General features: G+C 52.1%; 24 protein-coding genes. 14 read left to right on the top strand and 10 right to left on the bottom strand.

What is annotated here, in order from left to right:
- Nucleotides 1-32: 32 nt before the first annotated feature.
- Together D8U69_RS17540 and D8U69_RS17545 are read left to right on the top strand one after the other, a co-directional pair.
- Nucleotides 33-452, top strand: coding sequence for a hypothetical protein (locus D8U69_RS17540; protein ID WP_130907810.1), 420 nt, complete (start codon nucleotides 33-35; stop codon nucleotides 450-452).
- Nucleotides 453-703: 251 nt separating this feature from the next.
- The gene (locus D8U69_RS17545) at nucleotides 704-1,108 is read left to right on the top strand and encodes a hypothetical protein (protein ID WP_130907811.1); all 405 of its coding nucleotides are present in this window, start codon (nucleotides 704-706) and stop codon (nucleotides 1,106-1,108) included.
- Nucleotides 1,109-1,153: 45 nt separating this feature from the next.
- On the opposite strand, the gene D8U69_RS17550 is transcribed toward D8U69_RS17545, so the two are convergent.
- Entirely contained in the window at nucleotides 1,154-1,417 is a 264-nt protein-coding gene (locus D8U69_RS17550) for a hypothetical protein (RefSeq protein WP_130907812.1), read from the bottom strand.
- A 303-nt stretch (nucleotides 1,418-1,720) separates the two neighbouring features.
- Nucleotides 1,721-2,545 (bottom strand): DUF115 domain-containing protein, encoded by an 825-nt coding sequence (locus tag D8U69_RS17555; RefSeq protein ID WP_130907813.1) that lies wholly within the window; start codon nucleotides 2,543-2,545, stop codon nucleotides 1,721-1,723.
- Between the two features lie 847 nt (nucleotides 2,546-3,392).
- Between D8U69_RS17555 and hdeA the strand changes: the two genes are divergently transcribed.
- Nucleotides 3,393-3,701: an acid-activated periplasmic chaperone HdeA gene (gene hdeA / locus D8U69_RS17560; protein WP_130904898.1), complete on the top strand. Its 309-nt coding sequence runs from the start codon at nucleotides 3,393-3,395 to the stop codon at nucleotides 3,699-3,701.
- Nucleotides 3,702-4,581: 880 nt separating this feature from the next.
- On the opposite strand, the gene D8U69_RS17565 is transcribed toward hdeA, so the two are convergent.
- Nucleotides 4,582-5,280, bottom strand: a complete 699-nt coding sequence (locus D8U69_RS17565; protein ID WP_177434307.1) for a DUF1120 domain-containing protein — start codon at nucleotides 5,278-5,280, stop codon at nucleotides 4,582-4,584.
- A 1,732-nt stretch (nucleotides 5,281-7,012) separates the two neighbouring features.
- Here D8U69_RS17565 and D8U69_RS17570 point away from each other — a divergent pair.
- Together D8U69_RS17570 and D8U69_RS17575 are read left to right on the top strand one after the other, a co-directional pair.
- Nucleotides 7,013-7,501, top strand: coding sequence for a sn-glycerol-3-phosphate transporter (locus D8U69_RS17570; RefSeq protein ID WP_130904900.1), 489 nt, complete (start codon nucleotides 7,013-7,015; stop codon nucleotides 7,499-7,501).
- A 934-nt stretch (nucleotides 7,502-8,435) separates the two neighbouring features.
- Nucleotides 8,436-9,155, top strand: a complete 720-nt coding sequence (locus D8U69_RS17575) for a hypothetical protein (protein ID WP_130904901.1) — start codon at nucleotides 8,436-8,438, stop codon at nucleotides 9,153-9,155.
- 864 nt (nucleotides 9,156-10,019) lie between these two features.
- On the opposite strand, the gene D8U69_RS17580 is transcribed toward D8U69_RS17575, so the two are convergent.
- Both D8U69_RS17580 and D8U69_RS17585 read right to left on the bottom strand, forming a co-directional pair.
- Nucleotides 10,020-10,646, bottom strand: a complete 627-nt coding sequence (locus tag D8U69_RS17580) for a DUF1120 domain-containing protein (RefSeq protein WP_177434308.1) — start codon at nucleotides 10,644-10,646, stop codon at nucleotides 10,020-10,022.
- A gap of 195 nt (nucleotides 10,647-10,841) precedes the next feature.
- The gene (locus tag D8U69_RS17585) at nucleotides 10,842-11,057 is read right to left on the bottom strand and encodes a hypothetical protein (protein WP_130904903.1); all 216 of its coding nucleotides are present in this window, start codon (nucleotides 11,055-11,057) and stop codon (nucleotides 10,842-10,844) included.
- Between the two features lie 213 nt (nucleotides 11,058-11,270).
- Between D8U69_RS17585 and D8U69_RS17590 the strand changes: the two genes are divergently transcribed.
- Together D8U69_RS17590 and D8U69_RS17595 are read left to right on the top strand one after the other, a co-directional pair.
- Complete coding sequence (locus D8U69_RS17590) at nucleotides 11,271-11,504, top strand: hypothetical protein (protein ID WP_130904904.1); 234 nt, start codon at nucleotides 11,271-11,273, stop codon at nucleotides 11,502-11,504.
- Between the two features lie 57 nt (nucleotides 11,505-11,561).
- On the top strand, nucleotides 11,562-11,816 hold the full coding sequence (locus D8U69_RS17595; RefSeq protein WP_130904905.1) for a hypothetical protein: 255 nt from the start codon (nucleotides 11,562-11,564) through the stop codon (nucleotides 11,814-11,816).
- Nucleotides 11,817-12,163: 347 nt separating this feature from the next.
- Here D8U69_RS17595 and D8U69_RS17600 read toward each other — a convergent pair whose 3' ends face one another.
- Both D8U69_RS17600 and D8U69_RS17605 read right to left on the bottom strand, forming a co-directional pair.
- Nucleotides 12,164-12,514: a polymer-forming cytoskeletal protein gene (locus D8U69_RS17600; RefSeq protein ID WP_177434311.1), complete on the bottom strand. Its 351-nt coding sequence runs from the start codon at nucleotides 12,512-12,514 to the stop codon at nucleotides 12,164-12,166.
- Nucleotides 12,511-13,431: a M23 family metallopeptidase gene (locus D8U69_RS17605; RefSeq protein WP_130904907.1), complete on the bottom strand. Its 921-nt coding sequence runs from the start codon at nucleotides 13,429-13,431 to the stop codon at nucleotides 12,511-12,513. The genes D8U69_RS17600 and D8U69_RS17605 overlap by 4 nt, the downstream gene beginning before the upstream one ends.
- A gap of 809 nt (nucleotides 13,432-14,240) precedes the next feature.
- Between D8U69_RS17605 and D8U69_RS17610 the strand changes: the two genes are divergently transcribed.
- The 6 genes from D8U69_RS17610 (at nucleotide 14,241) to D8U69_RS17635 (ending at nucleotide 20,703) form a co-directional block, all read left to right on the top strand.
- Entirely contained in the window at nucleotides 14,241-15,899 is a 1,659-nt protein-coding gene (locus D8U69_RS17610) for an arylsulfatase (protein ID WP_130904908.1), read from the top strand.
- Between the two features lie 99 nt (nucleotides 15,900-15,998).
- Nucleotides 15,999-16,673, top strand: coding sequence for a DUF3313 domain-containing protein (locus tag D8U69_RS17615; protein WP_130904909.1), 675 nt, complete (start codon nucleotides 15,999-16,001; stop codon nucleotides 16,671-16,673).
- 119 nt (nucleotides 16,674-16,792) lie between these two features.
- A complete protein-coding gene (locus D8U69_RS17620; protein WP_130904910.1) occupies nucleotides 16,793-17,794 on the top strand; it encodes an HAD family hydrolase in 1,002 nt (333 codons plus the stop codon).
- Between the two features lie 138 nt (nucleotides 17,795-17,932).
- Nucleotides 17,933-18,715, top strand: a complete 783-nt coding sequence (locus D8U69_RS17625) for a transporter (RefSeq protein WP_241667751.1) — start codon at nucleotides 17,933-17,935, stop codon at nucleotides 18,713-18,715.
- A gap of 43 nt (nucleotides 18,716-18,758) precedes the next feature.
- Nucleotides 18,759-20,027: an outer membrane protein transport protein gene (locus tag D8U69_RS17630; RefSeq protein ID WP_130904912.1), complete on the top strand. Its 1,269-nt coding sequence runs from the start codon at nucleotides 18,759-18,761 to the stop codon at nucleotides 20,025-20,027.
- A gap of 217 nt (nucleotides 20,028-20,244) precedes the next feature.
- Entirely contained in the window at nucleotides 20,245-20,703 is a 459-nt protein-coding gene (locus D8U69_RS17635) for a glycine zipper 2TM domain-containing protein (RefSeq protein WP_130904913.1), read from the top strand.
- 435 nt (nucleotides 20,704-21,138) lie between these two features.
- On the opposite strand, the gene D8U69_RS17640 is transcribed toward D8U69_RS17635, so the two are convergent.
- From D8U69_RS17640 to D8U69_RS17650, 3 genes are all read right to left on the bottom strand, one after another.
- A complete protein-coding gene (locus D8U69_RS17640; RefSeq protein ID WP_130904914.1) occupies nucleotides 21,139-21,423 on the bottom strand; it encodes a hypothetical protein in 285 nt (94 codons plus the stop codon).
- Nucleotides 21,423-21,827 (bottom strand): hypothetical protein, encoded by a 405-nt coding sequence (locus D8U69_RS17645; RefSeq protein WP_130904915.1) that lies wholly within the window; start codon nucleotides 21,825-21,827, stop codon nucleotides 21,423-21,425. The genes D8U69_RS17640 and D8U69_RS17645 overlap by 1 nt, the downstream gene beginning before the upstream one ends.
- Nucleotides 21,828-22,132: 305 nt before the next feature.
- Nucleotides 22,133-23,107, bottom strand: a complete 975-nt coding sequence (locus D8U69_RS17650) for a LysR family transcriptional regulator (RefSeq protein ID WP_130904916.1) — start codon at nucleotides 23,105-23,107, stop codon at nucleotides 22,133-22,135.
- Between the two features lie 155 nt (nucleotides 23,108-23,262).
- On the opposite strand from D8U69_RS17650, the gene D8U69_RS17655 reads away from it, so the two are divergent.
- Nucleotides 23,263-25,296 carry an alkyl sulfatase dimerization domain-containing protein gene (locus D8U69_RS17655; RefSeq protein WP_130904917.1) on the top strand — a complete coding sequence of 678 codons (2,034 nt, stop codon included), beginning with the start codon at nucleotides 23,263-23,265 and terminating at the stop codon, nucleotides 25,294-25,296.
- Nucleotides 25,297-25,383: the final 87 nt, after the last annotated feature.

Below are 25,383 nucleotides of genomic sequence, written 5' to 3' on the forward strand. Positions count from 1 at the left end.
CCCCACAATCACGGCCCAAGGAGGCGATATAAATGGACTATCAACAAGAATGGTCGGCACTCTATAAAAAACACATGGATATTCTCCATCGAGCCTCGCACAGCATGGACATCAATTTCGAATTCAGTGCCGCCTTATTGGCGTTAGGTCCCTACAAGCTCAAATGTTTTGCTCAACGCCTCGGTAATAATCTCCTCGCGCCCTGGGAGCCGCTAAAACCGCTGGAAGCCTTACAGCTCTATCTGATCAACAAGCATCACTGGACGTTGAATTATGCACGTACCTTCCGGCACGAAAAGGATTATCTCCTGTTGCTTCGCGAGGAGATTGCTCACCTCAAGCTGGATCGAGTGGAAGCTTATCCGGTTCGTTTGCAGGTGAAAAATCACGAGCAGCGAGGGGCTTTTACGCTGCATTTTGATGAGCGTGATCCGAAGCAGAAAATTGCCTAAAGGTTTGAAATTGCGCGCGATGAAGTAGAGAAAAAGCGCACCGAAGGTCAGGCTACGCCATAAACGAGGCCTCTCGAGCGCTTAGGAGAATTGAGTCCGTGAGCGTTGTCATAGACGCTTCTAGTTGCCGCGGCGATGGTCGAACGCGAATCGCTGCAGCATAAACGGGCCTTAAGAGGTTTTTGATGCTCGCTGGTGAGCGCCCATGATATCGATGAGTTCCCCATCACGTCAGTCCGGGGTGTGTGCAAATGAACTATCGCTCGGTGTGGACCAAGCTTATTACCAAACATCAATATCGTATCGATAAGGACCCCAGTTTGCGGCGTGACGGCGTTTATCCTAAGGCTGCGCAACTCGCCCTGGGTGAATATAAATTAATATGTTTTGCCGAGCGCCTCAGGGGCCAACACTCGATCTGGGAGCAAGACACCCCCCTTCCTTATCGAGAGTTACTCAACCTGTATTTGGTGAACAAGCATCATTGGACACTGGAGATGGTTCGTTCAAACAAAAGCAGTGATGTCTTCCTCCTTCTTCGCGATGAGCTGGATCAAATATTGCTCACCGATGAGGAGGCGACACCGGTTCGACAGACAACGGAAACCTGTTTTTCGTGGCAGGTTTTTGAGCTGCATTTTCAAGCCCCCGAGTAGCTGCGGCGAGCGCATAGAGATTTGAATGCGCGGCGGAACAACAGCCTACGATCTAGCCCAGTTTTGGAACAGCTCCAGGGCCATGTACAGATCAGCGGAAATGATCCACAGCGTCGAGCCGAGCGAGGTATGGCCATTTGAATAGGCGCAGAAGCCGATAGCAGTGATAGCAATTCCACCCCAGCAAACTGCAAGTTCCAGCATTGAACGCCCCCTAATAAATCCCGGCCAAACGGCGCTACCGTGTTGGCCTTCTGAAGTAGCCGCGACTAACACAGGACGATTGAACTCTGGCTGAAATTTGGCCAAGCAAAAAATCCTGCTGCGCACTCGAAATAAATCTTGCCCCCTTTCGAGCGGGAGCCAGCCACATTTGCGACATGACAAGGGGCGGTTAACTCGCAGACGGTCCTGCAGCATGGCAAAAGCCTCATACGCAAATCCAAACGAGTCCGGCCATTGCTGAAACCGTCAGAACAATACCTGACCATAACAGCGACCTTAATAACTCGTTCAGGTGTTTATTCAGGTCCTGTTCCATAGTGCCTACTCTGATAGGATCAAAACGAGTAACGAACTGTAAACTGCTAGCGGCATTGCTTGGCCGTGACATCAGCGAGCTCTAATCGTTGCGATATCTTTATAAGGTATGATGTCGCTTGAAATGCACGAGCTGCGGGAAAGATTGTAGACTTTGAAGTTTTTGCTGATGATTTTTTTTGCCATGAAGCGTAACGAAGGTAAAATCCTGGATTGGAGGTGTCGCTGGATATCACAAGGCGAAACAAATGAGTTGGTGTGCTCATAAAAGCGGCCGGACTGCTGATCAAGATCTACGCCCACTAAGTACACCTCATTAAATCCAAGATGATAGCAAAGCTGAAGCGCTACATAGGCAACGGTTCTCGCATCAAAAAAACCAGCGCTCATATTTTTACTGAATCCCAGAGAATTTTTTCGGGCGCTTAGTAGCGAGTAGTTCCTGACCAAATCCTTGTTGCGAAATATATAGTTTCGAAGTGATGATTTTCCAGGTTTGGATAAAAAATAAAGCTCACCCCTCGGTTGAATGTACTCACCCTCGACATGTTCTTGCCATAACGCTGTCCGCTGACTCAAGCGCATCGCAATATTAAACAGCGCTGGCTGTTGAGTGGAAAATTTCTTATCTGAGCAGACATAAAAATATGGGCGAACCGCAGTGCCCAAAAAGGCAGAAATGGCGCCATTCACGGTGATCATGGGGATGTGTGAAAATTGTTCAATCGGGAAATTTTTAGCGGAGGGCCCGGAAGCGATGATAAAAATCGGTCCGCTTCCAATATTTCGGCAATCGTCAAAACTATGTATGTCTAGCGCGTCCAGGTGGCGCTCGGCGCTTCCTTCTTCAAAAGGAGCGTTGTCCCTAATCACATCACCGCTGTCGACAAGCAACATATAGGTACCCTCTTTTTCATGTTCAGAAAGCTGTGCTGAACAAGCAGTCATTGCGCACGAGGACGGTATTGGCGATTCTCAATTTTTCATCCTGGCTACTGCACGCCTATACACTTCCAATTTCGCATTGATTGTTCATGCGTTTTTGCAAGGGGTCTGTAGGGAAAACCTTCATAGTGCTTATGCGGGCTCAAATGTAAGAGAGCTTTAGCCGGATGCGCGAAAAAGCATGACCCACCCAGAGCCTCGTGCTAGCCGTGGTCGAGTACACCTGGTCGGCAGGCACCAAACTGTGTATCGCGCTTAGCTGTTTAGCTATGTGGTTTCATCGGGGGGGGGGGTATCAACATCGACCGTCTCTGTGCTGCGCCCAGAGCGCAGGCACTGGGTTTGGGTCAGGCAGATTTATTGATCGTCGCATTCATTCCTCCTGCATGAAGCAGGATCAGGATCCCGTCAATACGGTGAGTACCTGGTCGGGCTCTTGGTCAGCGCGTCAGCTTTTTAAACTAATGAGGAGCTCTAAACTACTTTCCGACCAGTTAATTAGGATAGTTCAACTTGTATCGGCCGCGGCAATACGAAGTTGTGGGTGATTACCTCCCAAAAATAAGGTGGTGCGCGTTATCAAAAATCACACCCAATACCTGTAGGGAAAGCCGCAAAAACAACTGTATGTTTTCGGATTATTTGCCACCTGCTTCAATTACGAATTATTTCGCGGAAAGTGCATAAAATGGCCCGTCTCGCTGCGCGCAATGGTCATTACTCACCTATATTAATGTGAGTGAGCGCCTGGTACAGGCGTGCACTTATCAATATCACTCCCTAATCCCGAGGTCATAAAATGCAAGCCAAGCAAGCGTTTATTGCGACTCTAGCGATTCTGGTTAGCTCCAGTGTTTTGGCGGCGAAAGCACCCAAAACTCCAGTGGATAAGTGGACATGTTCAGACTTCTTGGAGATGGATGAAGAATATCAGCCCAGTGCGGTCTTTTTTGTTGAGGGTTTTACTAAGTCGGGTACGCCTGTTGATGCCGTCATGGACGTCGATGGCACGCTTACACAAACCCCGCGAGTTGTCGACGCGTGCACTGAGAACCCGCAGGCTTCTTTCGTAAACACCATCAAATCGACAAAGGGCAAACAGCCCTAATGCAGTGAGCAGGCCTGGAGAAATACGGTCGTTCGCGGCTCATGCTATTTCTTCAGGCCGATTTGGCATTTTACTCAAGCTGCCTATTTTACCAATGCCCAACGCTTCTATCGATTTAACTAGTCGGAATACGCTAATGACCTGTTCACCAGTCGACATTCGCAGTGACGCCTGAATTCACTTAAATTCAGGCTGAGATTTTTGGCTGTTTGATACTGGGCAGGAGGAAGACCGTTATCCAAAGAGGATACATCCGTAAGTAGGCTAATTTTCAGCGCTGCGGATGTGCAAGGATGTTATCGAGCTCGAACCGTCTTGAGCGAACCGGTGGTGCCAAGAAGCGAGACGAATTGGCAGTACTGCAGGCAGCATCATCCCCATGAAGCGCTTCCGTTCATAGCGCTCTGCCAATCCGCCTCTGATTAACATTAAATACCAGAAACCAGTTTCTTTATGTAGGATAATCCTTCAGTTTCAACCGTTGTGCGCTTAGGTGTAGTTGACCGATACGCGCTATTTAGGCGCGGCAGGATATAAACCTAAGGGATGAGAAAAACCAGCTGAATACCAGGGTGTGCGGTTTTGCTGGCAATCATAATTCTTAGCTGGGCAGCGCAAGGCTGGGTTAAATATTAGGCGAGGCAGCCACGACTGCGATATTGCGTTTGGTCACCATGGGGCAGGCGCTCAATGGGTTATGCCGTTGGGATGTCGGACCTAAGCGTCAGTGCGCCGGGTTGTCTAATGAGGTTGCTGGCGCCCCCACTGGGGAGGGGGGACTTGTGAGGGCGTTGCATTACCAGCAACCTCCAACGCATTAGAGCGTAAATGTTGCGCAGTTACTGTCAGGAAATCCTGAGTGTCGTCAACTCGAGCTGCCTTAGAGGTAAATCACTTCCAAGGTCAGCAAGCCATTGAGAGGAATTGCGTTGCCGGTATTGAGGGTGGCAGTTGGAATAATGCCCGCTGAAATACCCAGCCCCTGGCTCACAGTCGCCACCGGCGCGGGCGCTGAGGGGGCTCCCGCTGGCGTCCAGGACATACGCCACGCGCTCGTGTTGAGCAGTTGGCCTGCGGTTGAGTCGACCCAAGAGGTACCGGCATCCGAGCTCACGATCATCTTACCTGCTGCGCCATCCACGCTAAGGTCGGCGCTTCTGGCCGTTACGATATAAGCACCAATGTTGGTGGATGTGGAATCTTGGCCCAGACCAAAGAGTTGGTCGGCTGAGGTGCCGGCGGGAAGGCCGCCTGTAAGCACAAGAGGGTTAACCGACGAGGCGCGGTTATCCAAAAGCTTGACCGCAAACTGCGCCGGCGCATCACAGATTACCGTCATGGTTTTTATCGGGTCCGATCCGCCCATATTGGGGGTGATGGGGGTGGCTTTGGTGCTGCTGAGCGAGGACATAGGAATCACGTTGTAGTTAACCTCCGCTCCACCCACCAGGTTGATATCACATGCAACAGGTACCAACTGGCCAATTAGGGTTAGATCAACAATTTGAGCCGCTTGAGATATGACGGAAAAAGGAGCAAAAAAAACCGCGGCGAGAGTGAGACTGGGCGAGATTTTCATTGTTTGCTCCAGGGACTCAAAAGGAAAATTACACGCACTCACATTCATACCGAGGGCGGTATCTGGCTGATGGCGATGCAAGCCATTGCAGCGCGACAGTATGGCGATAGGAAACTCTAACATTCATCGAGGATGACTAATTTTGGCATAGGACAATTCGCCGGGCCTTGTCTAGGCGTATTTAATGTCAACATTCGAGGAGGCGACTGTAGGGAAAACCTGCAAACTCTGCGAATCCTTCGACGGTTTCCATCACCTCCATCAACGTGTCGACAAGATGCTCGCCTCATTGAGCGCTTTTAAATAGCGCTCAGGCTTAGAACAAGACTGCTCAAGAGTTTGGAACATAGCATAGGGCTCGATAAGCACGCTGGTTCTGCTCGATAGCACTGCAGTGCTGCTGACCTCCAGTAATTTGGATACCAGCTGCATCGCGTTGGACTATTCGGTTGCCTTGTTTTTTCCTGTGCAATGATCTACCGCACTTATCCTTCCTGCTGTCGCCACAAGAAAGAAGGAATTCCCTACAGACGAAAAACAACCAAGCATTGAAATTGCTATCAAACGCCCCGTTCTCAAAGCGTCGGCCTGGGGCGGGTTAACTTGAGAAGATGATATTCGGAGCCGGTGTACTGTCGAATGACAGGCATGGGTGGCGTATAGATTCTTAGGCTGGGAGAAAGTGTAGCAAACGCTAAAGAGTTCGTTGGAAGCATCGAGTTTTTGATTGATGGTCTACATCGGAAATGCGCGAAAAGCCAGCTCCTTAGGTGTTCGCGCTTCTTAGGAGGTCGCTATGAATCAAATACAAGAAATTGGGGAAGTTGAAGCCAGTCCAATCCCTCGGGTCATTTCAGATGAAGAGCTGGCGATACATTTACAAAACTGCCTTCGTGCAAATGATCCGGGCCTTTTGCATAGTGTATTGAGTCACCTTGCTCGGTGCAAAGATTTAACGCAGCCCGCCAGCCCCCCCAGCAATCGACGCGCAAATCTTTTACGTAGGCTCTCGATGTCTACTGAGCCGAGTTTTGCTGATGTGCTTGCGATGACATGCGCTATCGGTTTTCGGATGCATTTTGAAGCCATGTCCACGTTGAGAGATCGAGCCAGTGACCATCGATGATAAAACAGGCGCGGCTGACAGCCAGGCTGCGCCGCAAACGCGGAGTGACTCTGACCGCAAGGTGGTTCGTTCATCTTCTTGCGATGCATTGTCGGAGTTGGATTGGCTTGACACCAAGCAGGCACTTGCCCTGCTAAACGCTATGACTCGGAAACGGCGGACAGGACCCCCGCCGAAACCGTTGACACGTTGGTAACGTGTCGGTGGGTGAGCGGAGGTGATGTAATCAACCAAGCTTACATATTAGGAGTGGCGCCGACGCTCCAGCTGGAGCGTCGTATTCCGGGGATGAGCCCGATAGACCGTCCGGGTCTGCGGGCTCACGGCAATTATAAACTCGCGGCCATCTGCTTCCAGCGACGTCCAGCTGGACGACGAGCGTGCGCATTTTTAGATAGCAGGACAGCTCTAACACACCGACAGGAAACCCTGAGTGGCGTTTGATAATTAATGCCGCAAATTGATGATTATTGTTTTTGGGCGTCGGCAGCATTCTGCTTAAAATTTTCGGCGAGACGCCAGGCGTCGTCCCTAATATTTTCATTGCACGCTCACCTATGAAATCCTTTTTAAGCGTGGGTGCATGCCTGCAGAGTGATTCGAAAAATGTCTAAAATTTATCGGCGACAGGTTTGGGGTCTATTGCTTTGCGGGCTATATCTGCCGGCGTTTGCGCAGGAGCCGTTGCAACAACAAAGCAAGGGTTTTTGGTACCTACAAACCAGTCTTTACACCCGTCACTATTCCGCAGATCCCGATCATAATAACACCCAGGAATTGTTGGGGCTGGAGCGCAACGAAGACTCCGGCCTATTGTTCGGGGCGTCCACGTTCAAAAATTCATTCAGTCAACGGTCGTTCTACTTGTATGCTGGAAAGCGTTTTGATAATCCCACCTATCCGGTGTACTTGAAATTAAGCGGTGGGTTGATTCAAGGGTACCACGGCGACTACAAAGATAAGATTCCGTTGAACCGTTTTGGTGTCGCGCCGGCGATTATTCCATCGTTAGGAGCGCATTTCGGCTCAGTAGCCACCGAGCTCGTATTGCTGGGCACCAGTGCGGCCATGATTACCGCCGGCGTCCGTCTTTAGCAGTAGAATTAACCGATGTCATGGGGGAGCAGTAATGCAATTTCTGCTCCCGGGGTAATGAGCAATCGCCCTTGAGCGACAAGCGCTCGCAGCAGTTTCCTGGAGACGTTGAACTTTACCTGACCGCCTTTCAGAGGCCGCCTCCCCCTTCCCAATGGCCGAAACGTGCGCGCAATCACGCCGATTGGCGTGGCTGGCATCCCGTGACTTTGCCTGCTAAAACCTCAAAAATAATCCAGGGTCAGCATCATGCTTTCACCAGCGACCTGCGGATGTGGCAAGTTGGTGAGCCTGTCTGCTCGGAGCACGTGGTTTTTCAGATAACCCGTTGCATTCACGGAGGTTCCTAACGAGGCCTGGACCGACGTGCGACACTCCAATAATTGAACGGCTATATAAGGTTTTCGCCCATCTGCCTGAAGCGCGGCCGGCGTGATCTGACACGATGGGTCTGTCACAAGCCCTTCAAAACGAATGGCGCCTGCATTGGTGGGCTCGAGTGCATAAACGAGTGGACTGAGCAAGAACAGGCAAGAGTACAAACATCCATATTTCATCGGGGTAAACCTCGCCAGTAGAGGCGTGGCCAGAAAGGCCAAGCACATTAACCATAACGGCGGGATTAGCTATTTCTTGAAGGGATATCCTACGGCGCACTGCTGGAATTCCTGCTCACTTTGAAGTCTTTGCGCAGACCTGAACGATTAAGGGATGGCAGGCTGACTAACGAGACAACCCGAATATCATCGGGTCGCCCGCAGAAGGGGCTAACCAAACGCTTTTGTGTCTGGCTGTGCACTCTTCATGCAAGCCCCTCCCGCTCCGCCACCTCAAATCGGGAAAACCCTACAGACAACATTGCGTGCAAAACTGCAAATTGAGGCCTCTCGCGTTCGCAGTTCCGCGTCCGCCCACATGAGCGTAGGGGATATCAATGCAATTTAAACTACTTGGCACCGTGGCAGTTTGCCTATTGCTCGCCGCGTGCTCAGATCCGAAGGATTATAAACTTTCACGAACCGGGGACTGGAAACAAGACCCGCAGCTTCAACGAAATATCCAACAGTTAACCGACCCGGACAGAAAACTAATCGGTGAATATCTGCTGCGAGCTGAAGAGATTCGCGCTACAGGAGGCGCAGTACCGGAATCTATTAGCATCGGCCAGGCTATTGAAAACCAAGCGCAATGGAACAGTGTGCAGGAAGAGCAGCAGGCCGCCGCTGCATTAAAAGCAAAGGTTGATGCCGATATGCAACAAAAAGCCGATGCCGTCAACGCTAAGGTGCTCGAGGAAATGCAGACCGCGCTCTCACCAGCTGTGGAGTCATTTGAGTATGTTGAAGAAAAAAAACAAGGTCACTTTAACATCGGGATGACCTTTGCCAATAACAGCAAGACAAAGATTGTTGGCATTACCGGTGACATTCTTATTCGCGATCAGGCCGGCACAGACCTGAAACATGCCTTTGTTTCGACCGATAGCGCCGTGCCGCCTGGAGAGGTTCTTAACCAAGTCTGGCGCCTGGATTACAACGCCCAGGTGGAGGGTGACAAGGTCTTGAAGGACGCTGACGCTTCTAAACTTGTTTTTGGATGGCAGCCACGCACTTATCGTTTTGCGGATGGCCGAGAAGTAACGCTGGGTGAATAAACCGTGGACGATCCAGGCGTGAGGGGGGCTTGAAGTATTTGCCGTCTCCGATCGCCAACGATCTAAAGCGGCCTACGTCGGGCCTGTTAAGCAATCGACATGCGCTTCGCCACCGCGAAGCCTCGCCGTTAAAGGAGATGCCGCCCAGCTGTCCTGCCGGTATGTGATGTAAATGGACAGCGGGCAGTGAGCGACGTATTAGCGAGTATAAAATACATGGTCGTTAACTATGTGCGCCACGACTCGCGTCTTACCAGCGCCTGATACATCGAGGCGCGTGGCGTATGCAGCGGGGCGCAGCATCGCTCTAGCATTCAATCTGACGTTCAGAGTTTTAGACGCCAGGATTACTTCTTGAGCGATGCAACCCATTGGGGGTTGCAGGGAAGTGAAGCTTTTCTTTAAGGATTTATTATCCTGGCTTCGGCGTATGACGCTATTTAAGCTGGTTCCAAGGGATTGCAAGTTGTATGACTAAGTTTGGATCTGATTTTTAGACAGAGAAAAACTATTCACCACACTTGGCAAATAAACACTTGCGGTGCGTGAGACTTACTTCATACACTATCAGCGGGTCACAGGGGAAACCTGAAGCAACTAGCAGCCCGACCGGGGGCACAACAAATCAGGCGACTTCCTGTGCGCCCACCTATTTAAGCTCACTTCCTGACAGCGATATCGCGCGCCGCGAAGAAGATGGTCGGCTTTGTGCTTAAACGCCTCCAGCGTTAACGACAGTATTTGGCAGTGCCGCGCCACATCCTAAGTGCGGCTCAGGTTCATGGTCAAAGTTTAATAGAGCAAGCCAAGCCGCCTCGAGCCCAAAAGCATATTCGCGCTTGCTCGTTAGCATTCGCTATGAGGTCAAAGGTATATCAATGTCAGCGTAGCCGAGCCATCCAGGTGTATTTCGGCACTGGTATTCAGTGTCGAGTATGGCGCAATAGCCGTCGCCAATCTCATCGTGCCGCTCATCGTGCTGAAAGGGCTGGGGGCTGACGACGATACTGTACTGAATGAGAGGATGTAGTTGGCTTGAGTTCCTACGTAGCGAGGAAATGGGCTAGCCCACGTAGTGCCATTGGTATCGCTAGAGGCGACAAAGCCTGCCTGACCATCGATGGCGAGGCCGCTAACAGGCACCTCAAACTCGTACCAGCCAATTTTATTACCCGAGATGTCAAGGCCCAATCCGAAACGAACATCTTTAACCGAGGAAGCGGTTCCAGCCCGATTATCAGTCCCTCTGATACCAACTAGCGTGGGGCCTGCACAAACAATCGTGAGCGGTGTAGTCTGATCGGGCAATCGCACTTCTGCATTCCGGCTTAACATGCCTACGGAAATGTCGCCAACATCAAAGTCGCTTGCCCCTACGGCAATGTCGCATGACGGCGGCTCAATGAGCCCCGTCACCGCTAGATTCGTTGAGGTTGCGGCCATGGCAGTCTGTGTCGTTAATAGAATCAGCAGCAAGGAACATTTTTTCATCGCCATTCCCTCGATATTTAAAGCTTGACCGTTACCTATTAATTTATTCCTTTGTAAACCGTGCTTTTCACCCTAATGCCCTAACTTCGGTGTCAGGCTACTGGAACATTCAAGCACAGTAGTGATTCTGTGCTGGCATTACCTATTGAGCGCTTGTCACGCCCTCTTCGCTGTAAGGGAACCCTTAAACTTGCACTATCTAAAACTGCGTTTGTTGAGCCATGGATGCGCTTCATCAAGTCGGCGCACTGATAAAAAACGATGGTGGTGCATTGTCCGGGAAGCCTTTTCTGGGTTGATGCTATCGCCTGCCTGCGAGGCATAGCGGCAGATCAGGCAGATTTTTCCTACGGCATAATCAAGGAATACTGACAGAGCGATAGTGGCGACCATCACTACCATCAAAGCCATCTCGCGAACACTCCCCCCAGTCAAAAGGCATCCAGCGCCCTGAGTGGACGATCGACATAAGGAGTGCTGCAGTGGCGGCGTGATGCTTCCTCGGTTCTGGTTCGACTCCAGAGCCGTGTATAAGCGTGAAGTATCTTGATATGTAAGCCGTGAACGGGCCCCGGCCATTTCATTCGATCTTCGTTCTGCTGGTATGAAGCAAGGAGCCTGCCCATGACCTCGGCACCCTGGATCGCTCCTGTAGAGATCGAACGTCTCGCTGGTGCCTTGGACGCATGGATGCCTTGTCCCTACTCTCGCTTAGCGTTGATGCAATGGTTGGAAGCATATTTGGCTTCTTGGCCCTCTAACGACCACAGGCTCATGGTTAATACGCAGCCCGCACAATCGATGCTTCATGAGCACTATCGCGAATGGGTTGAGGTATTCGATGAGTATCAACTCTGACGGGTTTTTTCCCTTTAGGTAATTATACGGAATTACCTTCCGCTGCCGGAGGATGTCATGAATAAATTGACCTTAATCGCCGACTTGCTGATTTTGCAGGGTCGAAACCAATGGGCTTTAGCCGCAGCCATCGCCGAGTTGAACAAGTGGGTAGCGCAACGCGGCTCTTTAGAAGTAAGCAAAAACGTGCAGGAGGCACTGGCGATGTTAGATGAATCGCTACTGCCGCTGAGCCGGGGTGTCGCTCGGTTGATCGAAGAAGCTGAACGGGAAGATGGCATCGTGGAGGCTAATAGCAACCTGCCCAGGTGAGGGAGTCGACATGCTGACCTGATTGGGCTAACTCAAGAACTCGTCTGGTTAATGAATTAGCGATCGAGCGCCAGAACAGCGCGAGCCGTTTGCGCGTTACCTCAAGTTTAGGGGCAATCCTCAACCTGAGCTCTGACTGACTCCGCTCAATGGTAAACATAAGTTAGGGTGAGACGCTCAATACTTAGCCTAGACATGTGAACTCGCCTTGGTCGCTCCATTCCCTCCTCTACCGCTTGCGGTGCTCATGAGCGAGCTCACTCCTAAAGCAGCCTTTTACGCCGCAGGGCTCCAGGCAGCGCCAAGCCGGTAACAGCTGGCGCGCCTTCACCCGTCGGCCGCGGCCATTAAGGATTATCGGTCTCCAACAGTACCGCTTGGCTAACCTCGGGCAATGGTGCCATGCTTTTTTCCTGGTTTTTTGTGGTAGCTGAAGAAGCGCCAGAAAAAAAGCCGCCACGCTCAATAATTAGTTGCTCGGCTTGAATAGTCCCCTGGATTCGGCCGCCGGCCAGAATCTCCACAACCTCGGCATAGACATCGCCTTCCATCATGCCTGACACGACCAATTCCCGCCCTCGCACCGTGCCGCGTACAGCCCCGGAAATGCCAATGGAGATGCTGTTCTGGCAGGCAATTTTGCCCTCCATAAAACCCGCGACCAATATATTTCCTGTCACACACAGCTCACCCTTCACTGAACAACCTTCGGCCAGAATGGTAAGCTGGCTATTTGAGACCATTGACTTTGTTTTATTAAAGACGCCCACGGGACCCCCTTTTCTTCAGTAAAAATGGCTTGGAAGTTAGTATTTGACCAGCGGACAAAATTGAGTGGGTCAAGGTTTTTCCCTCGATACAAAACTTCGTAGTGCAAGTGAGGGCCGGTACTACGCCCCGAATTACCGCTCTGCCCGAGTAGAGTTCCCTTGGCGACATAATCACCTGCCTTTACAGACAAGTGACTCAGGTGAGCGTAGCGACTGGAAAATCCCAGGCCATGCTGAACGACAATCTGTTGACCATAACCCCTGCTATTTTTCTTGGCTTCGCCAACAATGCCGCTTGCTGTCGCATAAACGGGTGTCCCCGTTCTTGCCCCGAAATCGATACCTCGATGATTGCGTATACGGTGCAAGATAGGGTGCATGCGCCTACCAAAGTAAGAGCTGATCCGGCTCGCCTTTTTAAGGGGCGAACCATTAGGGATTAAGTTGAACAGGAGTGTGCGTTCTGCCGGTTGTCGGGGTGCGGGGGTCACCGCCGGGGCAGGAGCGCTCACAGGCCGAGGCGCCGAAATGTTGTTTTCAGCGACCTTAATACGCAGCACTTGTAGCGGTTGCACCGCATTCGACGCGATGACCCTTTCAGTCTGTAAAGGGGGTATGAGGTCGCTTTTCTGCTGCTGCACTACCGGTTCTTTATGCAGGGTCGACAGTTGGGTCTTGGCTTCGGCTAATGCCGATAAGGTCGATACGAGAGCGACGCCCATAACCGTGATGACGCCCACCAGCCCGACGCAGGTGACGCAAAAGGCAATTTTGGCTTTTGACGAAATGACAATATCTCGTGAGCCGCCAAGGGTTGAAAAAGTTACCACCAGTTCATGTTTCATCGTGCCCGACAGCCTCTGTAAAAACGAGAGCTGACCTGGTCAGTAAGAATTGAACTCTCACACAGATCGCCACGTGTATGTAGGTTGGCGCCTGACTCATAAGCAGGTACATGCGAAGCTTGAGTCCACCGCAGAAAGCCTTCCGGGGCTGACTCCTGGGAAGGGGCGGTTTGCGGGCCTGGCAACGGGCCAACATGTTTGCGCATCCGATTGGTACAGCCCCGAGGGCGCTATGCGCAGCACCTTTCGAGCCTTGTCAGGTCGCATTGCGGGATGAATCGTCGGCGACGTACGTCTTAAGACGACGCTGGATGATGGGGCGATTATCGCGATCATGGCGCGCAGAAAGGATCATCGGATCCTTCAGAGTGCGTAGGGAAATACTGCCTTGCCTTGTCGAGAGATTGCGAGGGGGGCCTTGTCACCATCAATGATCTAGACAAGCCCCAAAGGCTGTTCACAGGCAATACAACCGATGAGCGCAGCGGTGTGCCTGCGCCGAGCGAAAATCGACCACTCCTTCACTGAGAGTGAGCGCTGTCTGTGGGCGATGGAAAGGCTCTTTTGCAATCGCTCTTTATATTTGTCCAGCTTTTTTCGGTAGCCAATACGGCGCACCGGATAGTGACGTGTTTTTCCATCAGCGCCCTGACCATGCACTTGCGAGCGCAATATTCAGGTTTTACCTACAGCACTCCTTCCCTGCACATGCCTAGGCTAATAACGCGGTGGTCAATGCACCAAGGGTCAATGTTGCTGTGCACTCATCACTCGGTTGCCAACACCATGAAACAATGAGGAACTCTGGTATGGAATCGTTATCGGATCGCTTTAAGCTTTCTATCGTGTTTGCTGCACTTTTATCATTGACTGGATGGGCTCAGGCCGCGCAGACGGAAAAAACGAACATCCTGTTCATCGTCTCCGATGATACTGGCTATGGCGATCTGGGTCCTTACGGAGGCGGCGTCGGGCGAGGCATGCCTACCCCCAGCATCGATCAATTGGCTGCGGATGGCACCACGTTTTATTCCTTTTATGCCCAGCCCAGCTGCACGCCAGGCCGTGCGGCGATGCAGACCGGGCGCATTCCCAATCGCAGCGGTATGACTACCGTGGCTTTCCAAGGGCAAGGCGGCGGGTTGCCAGCGGCCGAATGGACGCTCGGCTCAGTGCTTAAAACCGGTGGCTACGACACTTACTTTACTGGCAAGTGGCATTTGGGCGAGGCCGACTACGCGCTACCCAACGCTCAGGGATACGACGTTATGAAATACGTCGGCCTGTATCACCTCAATGCCTACACCTATGCTGATCCTGAATGGTTCCCAGACATGGATCCCGAAACTCGGGCGATGTTTCAACGGGTGACCAAGGGCGCGCTCTCGGGCAAGGCAGGTGAAAAACCGATCGAAGAGTTCAAGATCAACGGCCAGTACGTGGACAAACCGGTGATCGATGGCAAGCCCGGTGTGGTAGGCATTCCCTTCTTTGACAACTATGTAGAAAAAGCCGCTTTGGAGTTCCTCGACACAGCAGCCAAATCGAACAAACCGTTTTTTATCAACGTCAATTTTATGAAGGTGCACCAGCCCAACCTGCCAGCACCGGAGTTTGTGCACAAGTCGATTTCCAAATCCAAATATGCCGATTCGGTGGTCGAACTGGACACCCGCATTGGCCGCATCATGCAAAAGCTCAAAGCGCTGGGTTTGGATAAAAATACCTTGGTGGTTTACACCACCGATAATGGCGCTTGGCAAGACGTTTATCCAGACGCCGGTTACACACCATTTCGCGGCACCAAGGGCACGGTTCGTGAAGGGGGCAATCGTGTACCGGCGATCGCTGTCTGGCCAGGCAAAATTAAGCCCAATACAAAAAACCATGAAATCCTCGGCGGCCTGGATTTGATGGCAACATTTGCTTCTGTGGCCGGGGTGAAATTGCCTGAAAAAGATCGTGAAGGTCAGCCGATTATTTTCGACAGTTACGACATGCTCCCGATGCTCACTGGCCGGAGCCCTTCGCCGCGTAAAGAGTGGTTTTATTTCACCGAAAACGAACTGTCACCGGGCGCAGCTCGCGTCGGCAACTTCAAGGCGGTGTTCAACTTGCGGGGTGACGATGGCGCACAAACCGGAGGGTTGGCGGTAGACACCAACCTAGGATGGAAGGGTGCGGAAAAATACGTAGCTATCGTGCCGCAAGTATTTGACTTACTGCAAGATCCGCAAGAGCGTTATGACATCTTTATGAATAATTTTACCGAACACACCTGGACCATGGTGCCGATCTCCAGCGCCATCATGAAACTGATGAAAACCTACGTGGATTATCCTCCGCGCAAAATGCAAAGCATGGGATATGACGGCCCTATCACACTGTCGCAGTATCAGAAGTTTCAATCGGTCCGTGAACTTCTGAAAAAGGACGGCATTAACCTGCCAATGCCATCCGGCAATTAATCAAACCACGATAATGGCAGCCTCGGCGAGGCTGCCATCGCGACTTGATGTGGGCGTATATCTGTTAACCCGTGAAGTAATTATTGCCGGGAGCATCAAATGAAGATTGCCTATCAATGGTTTGTCGGTGTGCTGGTAAGTAGTTTGCTGGTCACAGGATGCACTTCGAAAATAACTGAAAGAGATCAGTTTTCAGGTTTTCTAACCAACTATGACGATCTACAGCCGGTGAAGTCGGCCAGCGGCCACCCGGTATTGCGCTGGGTTTCGCCTGATTTCAAGCCGGCAGGTTATGACACTGTGGTGTTCGACCGTCTACAAATCTTTTTAGCCATTAAGCCGACTGAGCGGGTCAACCTGCAAACGCTGCAGCAGATTCAATCATTCAGCAGTGACAGCGTGAAAGAGGTGCTCAAACAGACCTATCGCGTCGTTCCCGATACTCAATCGGTACCACTCGGTGCAAAGGCCATGCTCATGCGCACGGCCATGACAGGTGTTGCTGCGACCAATGAGGGCATGCGTTGGTATGAAGTGGTACCGATCGCTGCCGTGGTCGGTGCTACAGAAGCCGTCACCGGTTACCGCGATCAAAACACTGAGCTGTATATCGAGGTGGAGTTTATAGATCTGGCCACGGGCAAGCCATTGGCCAAGGTCGTACGTAAGGTATTTGGCACGCCTCTGAAAAATAGCACCCAACAAATCACCGTTGATGACTTCAAAGCAGCCATTAGCGAGACGGTGAGCGATCTGAAAACGTTCCTGAAATAACAACTGATGCGCAGGACACCGACCTCCGTCCCACGTAATGGTTGGTCGATGCTCAGCGCCGACCATAAGCGGTGGATGATTTCTGGCCCACGGGCTCACCCGGTTTTAAGGATAAAGTGATGAACCGAACTGTATTAACTCGTCCATTCCTGCGTTGGCTCTGGCTAATCTTATGGTGGCCGTTGCTACTGCAAGCAGCCGAACCATTGCCCTCTTGGCAAGACGGCTCTTCCCGACGCGCCATCATTGAATTTGTCCATGCAGTCACGACCAAAGGCTCCAAGGACTTTGTTGCCCCGGCGGCGCGTATTGCCGTGTTTGATAACGATGGAACGTTATGGAGCGAGCAGCCGGTGTATTTTCAAATGCTGTTCGCTTTAGCTGAGGTCAAACGTTTGGCGCCGCAGCATCCCGAATGGAAAACTCAGCAACCGTTCAAGGCGGTGTTGGAGAACGACATTAAGACCTTGGCTAACAGTGGTAACGAGGGGTGGTTGAAAATTATTTATGCCACTCACACTGGCATTAGCACACAAGCATTTTTGACTAACGTCCGTAACTGGATGGCCCAAGCAGTTCACCCCAAGACTCATAGACCTTACACCGAAATGGTCTACCAACCCATGCTGGAGTTACTCGCTTATCTGCGAGGAAACGGCTTTAAAACCTATATCGTCTCCGGGGGCGAAGTGGCCTTTATGCGCGCTTGGACAGATAAGGTCTATGGCATTCCTCCCGAACAAGTGATCGGCACTTCCTTCTACGGCGAGTACAAATATAACGGTGGCAAGCCGCTGATCATGCGCCTACCTAAAATCGCCCAAAACGACGATGGCCCTGGCAAGCCGGTCAGTATTGAAGCGGTGATTGGTCGTCGTCCGATTTTTGCCTTTGGTAATTCTGACGGTGACCAGCAAATGTTGCAATGGACCGCTGCGGGTACTGGCAAGCGCTTTATGGGTTTAGTGCATCACACGGATGCACAGCGGGAATGGGCCTACGACCGGGACTCGAAAGTCGGCAAGCTTGACAAGGCGTTGGACGAAGCGCTTAGCAGGCATTGGACGGTCGTGGATATGGCTAAGGAGTGGCGCGTCATTTATCCGCCGCAAACGCATTGAGCGCCGAGCGGCGCGTCGTTGTCGGAAGCCCACGGGCTCTGACAGATTTGGCCGCTTCGCTTAGGCCTACTTGGATTTCTCTATCTCCCATCGGGATGAGAGCTGCATATGCGCAAAGGCTATCCATGTGTGTCGCTGATGATGCTGGCGATCAGTTGGTCGCAAACCGGGCTTGCTGACAACCAGGCAGAATTGGCCAAGCAATCGCTTAATCCAGTCGCCGCTCTTTACAGTCTGCCGATTCAGTACAACTGGGATCAAAAACTGGAGCCTGGAAGTGATGGTTATCAAAGCGTCACGAATATCCAGCCGGTTTTGCCTTTTAGCCTCAATGACGAGTGGAGCCTCATTTCCCGCACCATTTTACCGATCGTTGATCAGCATGGCTTGGGCCCGGGTGGGGCCCAAGATTCATCCGGCGTCGGGGATATTACGCAGAGCTTGTTTTTTTCGCCCAAGCAGCCGACTGAAAACGGATGGATTTGGGGGGCTGGTCCCGCGCTGTTACTCCCCTCCGGCAGTGATGAGCGGCTAAGCGCTGAGCAATGGGCGGCCGGCCCCACAGCGGTTGCTCTCAAACAGAGCGATGGCTGGACCCGGGGTATTCTCGCCAATCACCTCTGGACACTGGATAACAGTCCGCCAGATGACAAAAACAAGGTCAATCAAACGTTTGCTCAACCGTTTTTTAGTTACACCACCAAGACCTACACCACCTACGGCATCAATACGGAATCTACATACGATTGGCAGGCCCGTGAATGGTCAGTTCCCATCAACCTTTTCGTGAACCAGTTGTTCAAGGTGAGCCGGCAGCCCATGAGCCTACAGGTCGGGCCGCGATACTGGGTCGAGAGTCCGCGAGATGGTGCTCAAGGTTGGGGATTTCGAGTGGCGTTAACCCTGTTGTTTCCCAAGTAACCTCTATAACCCCCTGCTTTTTTATTGAAAATGGAATTTACCCATGTACATCAGACCCTTAGTTCTGCTTGTTCTCGCTTGGCTTGCGCTATGCAGTTCGCCCGTTTGGGCCGGCGGTATCTTGTTATATGAAATCGGTACCGATAACGCCGGATTGGCTAATGCCGGCGCTGCGGCTCGTGCCCAAGGCCCGTCAACCATTGCGAGCAATCCGGCCGGCATGAGCTATTTATCCGGAACGCAAATCTCCGGCGGTTTGCAGGTGATCTACGGCGATCTGACCTTTGACCGTGATTCTGGTAGCAATGTGTCCGGCAGCGGCAGTGGTAACGCGCTCGACCCACTGCCGAGCGGCAGCTTTTTCATCAGTCATGAGCTTGACGATCATTGGAGCGTAGGCTTTGGAGCTTACGGGGACTTCGGCCTGGCAATCAATTATGACAACGACTGGTCCGGACGTTATTTTGCTCAAAACTCAAGTTTGCTCGGGTTGTCGCTGGTGCCCAGCGTGGCCTATCGCTTTAACGAGCAGTGGTCGGTGGGCCTAGGCGTTAAGGCAATGTACGGTATGCTGCAGGCGCAGACGGCCATTGATCGTTCTCCTTTGGGCGGCAGCGATCGCGCAGATGGTCAATACAAGTACCAGGATGGCACTTGGGGTTATGGCGCCAACGTCGGGGTGATCTATGCCCCGCAACCTGGCACACGCATTGGTCTGGCTTACACCAGTCAAATCGATCTGGACTTCGAAGATCGGCTCGACGTCAAGGGCCAGGGGCCGGTGCTTGATCGGATCAATAATACCAAGACGGAACTCGACTTGAAGGTGCCTCAAACGCTGACCTTGAGCCTGTTCCAGCAATTGAACCGGCAATGGGCCTTATTGGCCTCGGCAAACTGGCAGGACTGGTCGGAATTTGGCGACATTGGCGTGCAGGTCGATACGAGCGCGTTAGGCTCACAATCAACGACCGTGGACGCTGGTTTTAAGGACACTTGGCACCTGTCCCTCGGTGCGCAATACCAAGCCACCGAACAATGGTTATGGAATGTCGGTATGGCCTACGACAGCAGTGCCGTGTCCGATAGCCATCGTAGCGTCATTGTTCCCATGGGTGAATCCTGGCGCCTTGGAACAGGCGCCACTTATGCCTTGAATCGGGACACTGAGGTTAACGTGAGCTGGGCCTTGGTTTGGCTCGGTAACATGCCGGTGGAGCAGAGCAAAACAATATCGGGCAATCAAATCTCCGGGCAATTTGACAAAGCTTGGATTCAAAGCCTGAACACCAACATGACTTGGCGATTTTAAAGTGCCGTTGGGCACGATGCTCCAGATCGCATCGCGCACGGCAGGTACTGTAAACCGGGGGCATCGAACGTCCCTTCGGGACCGTGCCTGACGCAACCACTCATGCGACCCCGTTATCGACATGTGACGGGGAGGCTTTGTCGTCATAACTGCAAATTCATGAAAGAACGCAACAAACCGGTATGACCACTGACGTCCTAGCAAGAGGTGCGTAATGATGAAAATGATTCTGTCTTGGCTGATGATCACTGCATTGACCGTCCTTACCACAGCCTGTTCCACCGTAGGCTCCACCGAAGGCGGTGCGGGTGAAGTGCAAATACGCTCAGGGAAGATCGAGCAAATAATGCTGACCCAAATGCAGACCAATCATGATAGTGGCGTTGGTGCCGTGCTCGGTGGTCTGGGCGGGCTTGGGATTGGCAGCCTGATTGGACGTGGTACCGGACGGGATGTCGCCATGGTTGCCGGCGCACTTGCGGGGGCAGCAGGCGGCAACTATGTCGAGAAGAAAAAGTACGATCAGCCACAAGAGGCCCAGCAGATCATCGTACGGGTTACTAGCGGTGTGTTGGTTTCGATTACTCAGCCGATCAATCCGGCATTGAGTAAGGGTATGAGCGTGTACATCGAAGGCACAGGCAACAATGCTCGAGTTCTACCGCAAGGACAATGAGCTTTTTTTCATCGATCTTGACAACTTCAGCCGTAACAACTGTCCGTTGAAAATCTTTACTCGGTGGGAGGCCCCTCTGCCAGCATTTGAGATTTTTGATACGGTTAGCCAGTGCTCACGAAAGTCGGCCTCCAGTTGAAGATCACCGGCCGTGGGCATCTCTTGATAAGGTGAAGCATGCAGAATTCGAGGGGATAACACGTCAAGTGCTTCCCCTCTGCGGTCCTGACACCGAACTGAAGAAGTCAGTGCAGTAGACTTACCGGTCGGAGTGAGTGTGCAGGATGGGATGCTCACCAGCGAACCGATTTTCTACATAGGCTTTCTAATTGCATGTTAGCGCCAGTTCAGTGGCGGCATGCTCAAGTCTTGAAGACAAACGTTGATGTCAATACTGCAGGCAGATGCGCCTGGCGCTTATGTTGTATACCACGTTTATTGCCAGAGATGGTGGCGTATGTTTTTCATCACGCTTTCAAATTCTGGTGCTTGCAGCTCGGCCAAGGCGATTTGCATGGCTTTAAGTTTGCGTTGGTGGCGCCGTCTTGCATGTCGTTGGCTCTCGTTAGGCTCAACTTTATACTCACAGACGTCTACGTCTTCAAAAATGACCCGCCAGACGGCCAACCCATTAGGATCCTTGGCCAGGGTGGAGAACCATTGTTGCCAATAGTCAGGCCGCTCGTTGTATGAGCGTGCAACTGAATGATTGATCGCCATTAGTCATTCCTCAATGCCATCAGGGTTGAATCAGTTACGATCTGTACGAGCTGTCGGAGTACATCATTAAGAAAAGGCGCCAATTTGTCGTTGCCCAGGGCCACAAGTGCGCGCTGCATGGCAGTCAATTTACGGACCTGTCGTTCGAGGGCGTGACGCGAAGTCTCATCATTGCGGATGTAGCGAGCTCGCACTTCGTGTTCAAGAAGGCCGTCCAAATCCATCTTTAACAGTACAGCGGGTCCTTGTTGGAGTTGTTGGAAATATTCCAACCAATATTCGATTCGCTCCTCATAAGGCGGGCAGACGCCCTGCTGGAAACTCGTGCTCGCTGATAGTGTCTTTTGCGAGGGAAAGGCTCGAACAGTTTTGCGCACTGGCCTGGTAGTAATGGTCTGCATCATGTTACTCCAGCAGCAGAAGGATCCTGCAATAGGCCCAGGTGGTCCCATTGTCGTTCAAAGGAACCTCGGCTCTGCTGCAAGTCCGGTGGGAGGCTCAAGATGTGTCAGTCTAAGAGTCAGGACATTGGCGGAGCTGTAAGGAATTACTGAAGTTGCTAGCTGGTTTGTCGCCTGCGCAATGAGTGACATCCTCCGCGGCCAATGGCTCACTACAGGAGGGGCAGGACGATAGTCATCCAGAGAACGGAACAGGTGAGGTCCGCAGCGATGTCTGGCGTTTCTATTTGGCTATTGGCCTAAGGGCGTTACGGAGTATCACTTGGCAGCCCCATTAAATGGGCCAAATGGCGCTCACGTTGACCGATCTGTTCTTCCATCGTCCGCACTTCCTTCATGTACAGGTGGACCGCAGGCGGCAACGACCGCTCTTTAAGATGGATGAAGCCATAATGAGTCTTCAGCGTCAGATCTTGAAGAGGTAAGGCGACGATTTCACCGGCCACTAACTCCTGCTCAAAGGTCGACAGGTAACCCAACGCCAAAGCATTGCTGTTCTCGACGAAGGCCTTCATTTGCATTGGTACGTTGATCTCAATCGCCGGCACGAAATCCCCATTTGCCACATCGTAAACACCGGCACAGCCCAGGGTAGCCGGCAACAAATGCGAAGCTAGTCGCAGCGGAATGCGCGACGCTACCCAAGGATAATCGAGTGTTTGCGCCACGTTCATAGACAAGCGCTGTGCAAGCAATGGATGCCCGGGGCGACAAAATAATCGGCCCACGTGCTCACCCACCAGTTCGCAGGCGAACTCCTCTCTCCCGCGTAATGCGCTGATCTCGGCAATTCCTAAATCAACCTCTCCGGTAGCAACTTGATGCGCCACATCGGCCCAGCCGCTCACATGCGCGGTGATTTTTATTTGTGGATGGCAGGCATGCAATCGGGCAATGCTAGCAAAACCACTGGTGATGCTTGAATACGGACCAAGCGCTACCTTGAGCGAGCCATTTCCGCCCCGCGCGAGCAAGGCAAGATCACGTCGCAAATCTTCTTCTGCCATCAAGAGATGCTGGCTTTTCTCTCGAAGTAGTTCGCCAAACGCAGTCAACCTAATGCCTTCCCGGCGTCGGTCGAACAAGATGACTCCAAGCTCACGCTCGAGTAATTGGAGGCTTTTACTCAGCGCGGGCTGAGAAACGCCCAAAGCCTTAGCGGCTCGGCCAAAATGGGCATATTCAATCAGCGCTAAAAATTGACGGAGGCGCCAAGGCGTCATCTCATAACCTTTATGTTATTCATTATGGGGAATTTAGAATTTCTCGTTATAAAATGAGTATGTTAATAATCTGCTGCAAGGTCAAGTTGCCGATGTTGATACCCGCGCAAACGGCAGGCTGACGCTTCTAGCAGATTTTTGGCAAAGGAAAACTCATGTTTAGCAAGACCCTCAAAATAGCTTTGGTAATGACTTTTGGCAGTGGCCTCTGCCCTGCTGTCTTCGCTGCCGACACCACGGCTAGTAGTGGTGACTCGACCTCGACTCCGAATGTGCACTTCGACAGCAAAGGTAAAGCACCTTCGTCCTACACCATCGAATTGCAAAATGCAGCGCGACAGTCTCTGCCCTTTGCTGACCAAAGAGACCTGGCAGAGGCTAAAAAAGGGTTTATTGCAGCTCCACCTTATAAACAGATCATGGCCGATGCCGGGAACGTTGCCTGGAATATGGGCAGTTATGATTTTCTCCTAGACGGAAAAGATTACGACAGCATCAACCCTTCGCTTCAGCGTCAAGCTGTCCTCAATATGGCCTATGGGCTATATGAGGTAGTGCCCGGCAAAATCTACCAAGTCCGCGGTTTTGACTTGGCGAACATCACCTTTATCAAAGGCGATACGGGTTGGATCATTTTCGATACCCTGACGTCGAAGGAAACAGCCAGAGCCGCCTTGGCCTTCGTTAATGAGCAGTTGGGCAAGCGTCCAGTGGTTGCCGTCGTATTTTCCCATTCTCATGCTGATCACTTCGGTGGCATTCGCGGCTTGGTCGACGAGGCCGATGTGCGCAGTGGAAAAGTGGCTGTGATTGCCCCCAAAGGGTTTATGGAGCATGCGGTAGCCGAGAACGTCTATGCAGGCACCGCCATGAACCGACGTGCGTTCTTCCAATACGGCATGTTGCTGCCGCATAGCCCTTACGGGCACGTCGATATGGCAATTGGTAAAAATACCGCCATCGGCGATATGGGGTTGATCGAACCCAACCGGTATATCGACAAAGATTTTGAGAATATGACCATTGATGGTGTGCAAATGGAGTTCCAAAACACGCCAGGTACCGAAGCGCCCGCCGAGATGAACACCTGGTTCCCGCAATTTAAGGCATTCTGGGCCGCCGAGAATATTACCGGCACCATTCACAACATCTACACCCTTCGCGGCGCCTTGGTTCGCGATCCACTGGTGTGGTCGAAGAACATCAACAATGCCTTGTATCGTTACGGACAACAGGCTGAGGTTATGTTCGCCGCGCATAGTTGGCCGCGCTGGGGCAGCGAACGGATTCAGGAAGTCATGCGCGCCCAGCGCGATGCGTATGCCAACCTGAACAATGCCGTGCTACATGCCGCCAATCAGGGCGTAACCATCAATGAAATCCACAACGTCTACAAGTTGCCGGAAAGTTTGAAAAACAACTGGGCAACCCATAGCTACCACGGTTCGGAAGAACACAACAGTCGCGCTGTGATCAATCGCTACTTGGGTTACTGGGATGCCAATCCGGCGACGCTGATGCCGCTGTCCCCCAAGGATTCAGCGCCGCTGTATGTCGAGATGATGGGCGGCGCCCAAAAGATTCTGGTCAAGGGCCAAAGCTTGTTCGATCAGGGTAAATACCGCGAAGCCTATGAGATTTTGAATAAATTGGTGTACGCCGAACCGAAAAATAGCCAGGCCAAAGATTTGTTGGCGGACGTCTACGAACAAGTCGGTTATCAGAAGGAAAGCGCCGGAGTGCGCAACAGCTTCCTTGCGGCGGCCTATGAATTACGCCACGGCATGCCTGAGGGGGTACCGCCAAACTCCACCGGTCCTGACATTATCCGCGCCATGAGCACGGAGTTGTGGCTTGAAGACCTAGGTATCCGCTTGGACGGCAGTAAAGTCGCAGACAAACACTTTGTTTTGAATCTTAAAACGCCCGACAACGGTGAGCAGTTTGTCGTTGAGTTGAGCAATTCGACCTTAACCAGCATCAAAGGGCAGCAAGCTAAAAATCCAGACCTGAGCATTACTGTCGATCGATCGGCGCTCGAAGCCTTAATGGCCAACAAGTCCAGCTTTCAGCAGCTTGTCGCAGACGGCAAGGCGCAAGTGGAAGGCGATCGGCAACATCTGAAAATAATGGATGCCATCACGCCGTTTACGCCGGCGTTTGAACTGGTACCTGGCACTAAGCAATAAGCTAGGCACGCCGCGTATTCCGCCTGCTGCAGGCTGAGTCGCGGCGCACTGGGAAACCGCGCCGCCAGCGCACAAGGACGTCGCTGG

This window comes from Pseudomonas sp. Sample_16 (genome assembly GCF_004307665.1).
Classification (GTDB): Bacteria; Pseudomonadota; Gammaproteobacteria; order Pseudomonadales; family Pseudomonadaceae; genus Aquipseudomonas.